5 protein-coding genes and 1 pseudogene are annotated in these 4,615 nt (G+C 65.2%); 5 read left to right on the top strand and 1 reads right to left on the bottom strand.

What is annotated here, in order from left to right; all coding sequences use genetic code 11:
* The 5 genes and pseudogenes from bioB to AC1D1P_RS14795 all read left to right on the top strand — a co-directional run.
* Positions 1–517 (top strand): biotin synthase BioB (gene bioB / locus AC1D1P_RS14815; RefSeq protein WP_477673508.1); only part of this gene is annotated, 517 nt, incomplete at its 5' end.
* Positions 518–626: 109 nt separating this feature from the next.
* Positions 627–1,529: a 3-methyl-2-oxobutanoate hydroxymethyltransferase gene (gene panB / locus AC1D1P_RS14810; protein ID WP_477673507.1), complete on the top strand. Its 903-nt coding sequence runs from the start codon at positions 627–629 to the stop codon at positions 1,527–1,529.
* A gap of 27 nt (positions 1,530–1,556) precedes the next feature.
* Positions 1,557–2,401, top strand: a pseudogene (panC, locus tag AC1D1P_RS14805) (pantoate--beta-alanine ligase).
* 177 nt (positions 2,402–2,578) lie between these two features.
* Positions 2,579–3,043 (top strand): N-acetyltransferase family protein, encoded by a 465-nt coding sequence (locus AC1D1P_RS14800; RefSeq protein WP_477666091.1) that lies wholly within the window; start codon positions 2,579–2,581, stop codon positions 3,041–3,043.
* Between the two features lie 75 nt (positions 3,044–3,118).
* A complete protein-coding gene (locus AC1D1P_RS14795) occupies positions 3,119–3,448 on the top strand; it encodes a cupin domain-containing protein (RefSeq protein ID WP_457279628.1) in 330 nt (109 codons plus the stop codon).
* A 115-nt stretch (positions 3,449–3,563) separates the two neighbouring features.
* Here the strand turns inward: AC1D1P_RS14795 and AC1D1P_RS14790 are convergent, their stop codons facing one another.
* Positions 3,564–4,580: an NAD(P)H-dependent glycerol-3-phosphate dehydrogenase gene (locus AC1D1P_RS14790; RefSeq protein WP_477673509.1), complete on the bottom strand. Its 1,017-nt coding sequence runs from the start codon at positions 4,578–4,580 to the stop codon at positions 3,564–3,566.
* Positions 4,581–4,615: the final 35 nt, after the last annotated feature.

Genomic DNA, 4,615 nt, shown 5'->3' with positions numbered 1-4,615 from the left:
GGACTACTACAACCACAACCTCGACAGCGCGCCTGATTTTTACGGCGACATCATCACCACGCGCGACTACCAGGACCGCCTGGACACACTGGCGCGCGTGCGCAGCGCCGGCGTCAAGGTCTGCTGCGGCGGCATCGTCGGCATGGGTGAGACGCGCCGCCAGCGCGCCGGCCTGGTGGCCGAACTCGCCAACCTCACGCCCTACCCCGAGTCAGTGCCCATCAACAATCTGGTGAAAATTGAAGGCACGCCGCTGGCCAACCAGGCCGACCTGGACCCGTTTGAATTCGTGCGCACGATTGCCGTGGCCCGCATCACCATGCCGACCGCACGTGTGCGCCTGTCGGCCGGCCGCCAGCAGATGGGTGACGGCGTGCAGGCGCTGTGCTTCCTGGCCGGCGCCAATTCAATTTTTTACGGCGACAAGCTGCTGACCACCGGCAACCCCGATACCGACGCCGATGTAAAGCTGCTGGAACGCCTGGGCATGAGCCGGTCTGCGCCCGAAGTGCGCTAATTCGTTCGCGAAACCATCCGTTTCCCGGCCTTTGTCCGGCCTCTCTAAACCGCCGGCAAAAAAGCACGGCGAAGCTGGTTAGACTCTCGCTAAATTCCGGACCTGCCCCATGACGACACCTGCCAATACTTCCGTCACGCCCTACGGCACGCTGCCGCCTTCGTCTACGCCTGCCACGCCGCCTGCGCGCAAGCCGGTCAGCCTGCCGCGCCTGCGCGAAATGCAGGCGCATGGCGAAAAGATCACCATGCTGACCGCCTACGACGCCACCTTTGCCGCCGTGGCCGATGCGGCGGGCGTGGAATGCATCCTGGTGGGCGACTCGCTGGGCATGGTCTGCCAGGGCCTGACCAGCACCGTCGGCGTGACCCTGGAGACCATGCGCCACCACACCGAATGCGTGGCCAACGGCCTGCGCCGCTCGCAGGCCACGGCCTGGCTGATCGGCGATTTGCCGTTTGGCAGTTACCACGAGTCCAAAGAGCAGGCGCTGCGCAGTGCCGCGGTGCTGATGCAGGCCGGCGCCCACATGGTCAAGCTCGAAGGCGGCGGCTGGACGGCCGAGACGACGCGTTTTCTGGTCGAGCGCGGCATCCCGGTCTGCGCCCACCTGGGGCTGACACCGCAAACCGTGCACGCGCTGGGCGGCTACCGCGTGCAGGGCAAGGGAGACGAAGCCGCTGCCGCGATGACGCGCCACGCGCGCGAGCTGCAGGACGCAGGCGCCGCCATGATGGTGCTGGAAATGGTGCCCGCAGCCCTGTCGGCCACGCTCACTCAGGAGCTCACGCATTGCGCCACCATCGGCATTGGTGCGGGCAACGGCACTGCCGGCCAGGTGCTGGTGCTTCACGACATGCTGGGCATGAACCTGGGCAAGATGCCGAAGTTTGTACGCAACTTCATGGAAGGCCCGGACAACAAGACCGCCAGTGTGCGCGGCGCCATGGAAGCCTATGTACGCGCCGTGAAAGACGGCAGCTTTCCGGTGAACGCCACCCACGCCTGGTAGCCCCACGCGCCCCTTTCAGGAGACAAGATGCAGATCGTCCACACCATCCCGGAGCTGCGCGAGGCCCTCAGCCCGTTCAAACGCCCTTCCTTCGTGCCCACCATGGGCAATCTGCACGACGGCCACATCGCGCTCGTCAAGCAGGCCAAGCCGCTGGGCGACGTGAGCGTCTCCAGCATCTTCGTGAACCGCCTGCAGTTCGCGCCGCATGAAGACTTCGACAGCTACCCACGCTGGACGCCGATGCCGAGCGCCTGAAAGAGGCCGGCTGCAACGTGCTGTTTGCCCCGCTGGAAAAACACCTTTACCCCGAGCCGCAAAGCTACAAGGTGCATCCGGCCACCGACTTGAGCGACATCCTTGAAGGCCACTTCAGGCCCGGTTTTTTCATCGGTGTGAGCACCGTGGTGCTCAAGCTGTTTTCCTGCGTGTTTGCCGGCATGCCCACGGGCGTGGCGGCTTTCGGCAAGAAGGATTACCAGCAGGTGATGGTGGTGCGGCGCATGGTGCAGCAGTTTGCGTTGCCGATCGAGATCCTGGCCGGTGAAACCCAGCGCGCCGAAGACGGCCTGGCGCTGTCGTCACGCAACGGCTACCTGAACGCCACCCAGCGCGCCGAAGCGGTGGAGCTGTCCAAAGCGATACGCGCATTGGGCGAGGCCGCCCGCGCCAGCGGCACGCCTGACCTGCCAGCCCTGGAAGCGCAGGCCATGCAGGCGCTGGCCCGGCGCGGCTGGAAGCCCGACTACCTCACCGTGCGCCGCCGCGCCGACCTGCTGGCACCGCAAGGCCCGCTGGCCGATGTGCCGCTGGTGGTGCTGGGTGCGGCCAAGCTGGGCAGCACCCGGTTGATTGACAACCTGGAAATCTAGGCACGGGCCAAACCCCGGCCAACCCCGGCCACCGCCGGAGGCAACCCGGCGGGCTGCCACGTTGCTCCATTTTTGATAGCTGCTTGCGCTCGMMCCGCCTGRGCTGCAGCCATTTTTCTCTAACAAAACCGGTTCGCCACCTGACGGCGGATCTTTTGGCTTTTTTAACAGCTCAACATGAACACCCCTTCCGTACGCCTTGCCACTTTGGACGACCAGCCTGCCGTGGCTGCGCTGTTTGACGCCTACCGCCAGTTTTACGAACAGCCCGCCGATGCCGCGCTGGCGCTGGACTTCATCGGCAACCGGATGCGAAACCGCGAATCGGTCATCCTGGTGGCCGAGCCGGAAGGTGCGCCCGGCACCGGCGCGCTCGCCGGCTTCTGCCAGCTGTATCCCGGTTTCTGCTCAGTGATCGCCCAGCCCATCTACACGCTGTATGACCTGTATGTTGCGCCCGCATCACGCAAGAGCGGCGCCGGCCGCGCGCTGATGCAGGCCGCCCACGTGCACGCAAAACAGCACGGCTTTGCGCGGCTGGACCTCACCACCGCCAGGACCAACCACACCGCGCAGGCGCTGTATGAGTCCCTGGGTTGGGTTCGCGACGACATCTTCCTGGCGTACAACAAGGTGGTCTAGGGCCCAGGCGGGCCTTGGGGTATAACGCTTTCAGCTGGTTCAGGCACATGCCGCCACCTTTGCAGGAGTTTCACCATGGCCATTCCCCACGCCGCCTCCGGGCAACTCATCGACGTCCAGCCGCTTGCGGGCAAGCTCCTGGAGGCCCGAACCGTCGCGCTGTTCAAAAGCGATGAGCTGGAAGTCATGCGCCTCATCGTGCCGGCCGGCAAGCTGGTGCCCTCGCACCGGGTCAAGGGCGAAATCACCGTGCAATGCCTGGAAGGTGAAGTGGCCTTCACGGCAGAGGGGCAAACCCAGCGCATGAAGGCAGGCCAGCTGCTGTGGCTTGCGGGCGGCGTGGAACACGGCCTGACTGCCGTGCAGGATGCATCGCTGCTGGTGACGCTGCATTTGCGAAAGTAGGTCGGCCCCTGCTTCGCGGATTAATGATGCTTTAGGGATTTAGACCAATAGGGACCAGCGCAAGCAGCTATTAATTCGATAGCAAAAACGGGAACTGGAAAAATTGATCGCGTGGTCAGGCCAGTTCAGCAGTCGGATCGCGCCCCATCAGCGCCGCCACAGCCTCAGCCGGCCTGAGCTTGCCGTCCAGCAAGGCCACCACGCTTTGTGCAATCGGCATCTCGATGCCCAAACCGGCCGCGCGCTGCACCACGGTGCGGGCGCAATACACGCCCTCGGCCACGTGCCCCAGCGAGTCCACCGCTTGCGCCAGCGTCTTGCCCTCGGCCAGCAACAGGCCCACCTTGCGGTTGCGGCTCAGGTCGCCGGTGGCCGTCAATACCAGATCGCCCAGGCCCGAAAGACCTGTGAAGGTTTCGGCCCGCGCGCCCAGCGCGACACCCAGCCGGGTCATTTCGGCCAGGCCGCGGGTGATCAGCGCAGCGCGGGCGTTCAGCCCCAGCTGCAATCCGTCGCAAAGCCCCGTGGCGATGGCCAGCACGTTCTTGACGGCGCCGCCCACCTCTACCCCCACGACATCGTCATTGGCGTAAACACGCAGGGTGGCGCTGTGAAAGGCGGCCACCAGCGCTTCGCGTACTTCGGGATGTTCACTGGCGGCCACCAGCGCGGTCGGCTGGCCGCGGGCGACTTCGAGGGCGAAGCTGGGCCCGCTGAGCACGCCCGCTCTTAAATTGATAGCAGCTTGCGCCCGTATTTCATGGACCATCAGGCCAAATGATGCTGAAGGAGGGGCAGAGTCGAGCGGCGCCTCAAAACCTTTGCTCAGCCAGGCCACTGGAACGCTGGCGTGCTGCAGGGACTGCAGCATGCTGCGCGCCGCCGAGACGGGCGTTGCAAGGATGATGAGGTCCTGCCCTTGAATCGCCTCTGCCAGAGGTACATCGCCGCCTTGCAGCTGCAGGCCGGCAGGCAGGGGAACGCCAGGCAGGTAGCGGGTATTGACGCGGCTGGCCTGCAAGGCTTTGGCCAGCGCAGCATCGCGCGCCCACAGGGTGACATCGTGCCGGGAGGCGCTGCTCACGGCTACAGCCGTGCCCCAGGCGCCGGCTCCGATGACCAGGATTTTCATGCGTGGATGAGCGAGAAAACAGACGCCGGGAAGCC

This window comes from Polaromonas sp. P1_E1_2 (assembly GCF_056406035.1).
Note: the sequence above shows the minus strand (reverse complement) of the source record. Positions and strands in the feature narration are given on the sequence as shown.

Excerpts from the sequence above, each read along its gene's own strand:
- AC1D1P_RS14795 (WP_457279628.1), top strand. The coding sequence starts at position 3,119 with ATGGCCATTCCCCACGCCGCCTCCGGGCAACTCATCGACGTCCAGCCG.
- panB (WP_477673507.1), top strand. The coding sequence starts at position 627 with ATGACGACACCTGCCAATACTTCCGTCACGCCCTACGGCACGCTGCCG.
- AC1D1P_RS14790 (WP_477673509.1), bottom strand. The coding sequence starts at position 4,580 with ATGAAAATCCTGGTCATCGGAGCCGGCGCCTGGGGCACGGCTGTAGCC.
- AC1D1P_RS14800 (WP_477666091.1), top strand. The coding sequence starts at position 2,579 with ATGAACACCCCTTCCGTACGCCTTGCCACTTTGGACGACCAGCCTGCC.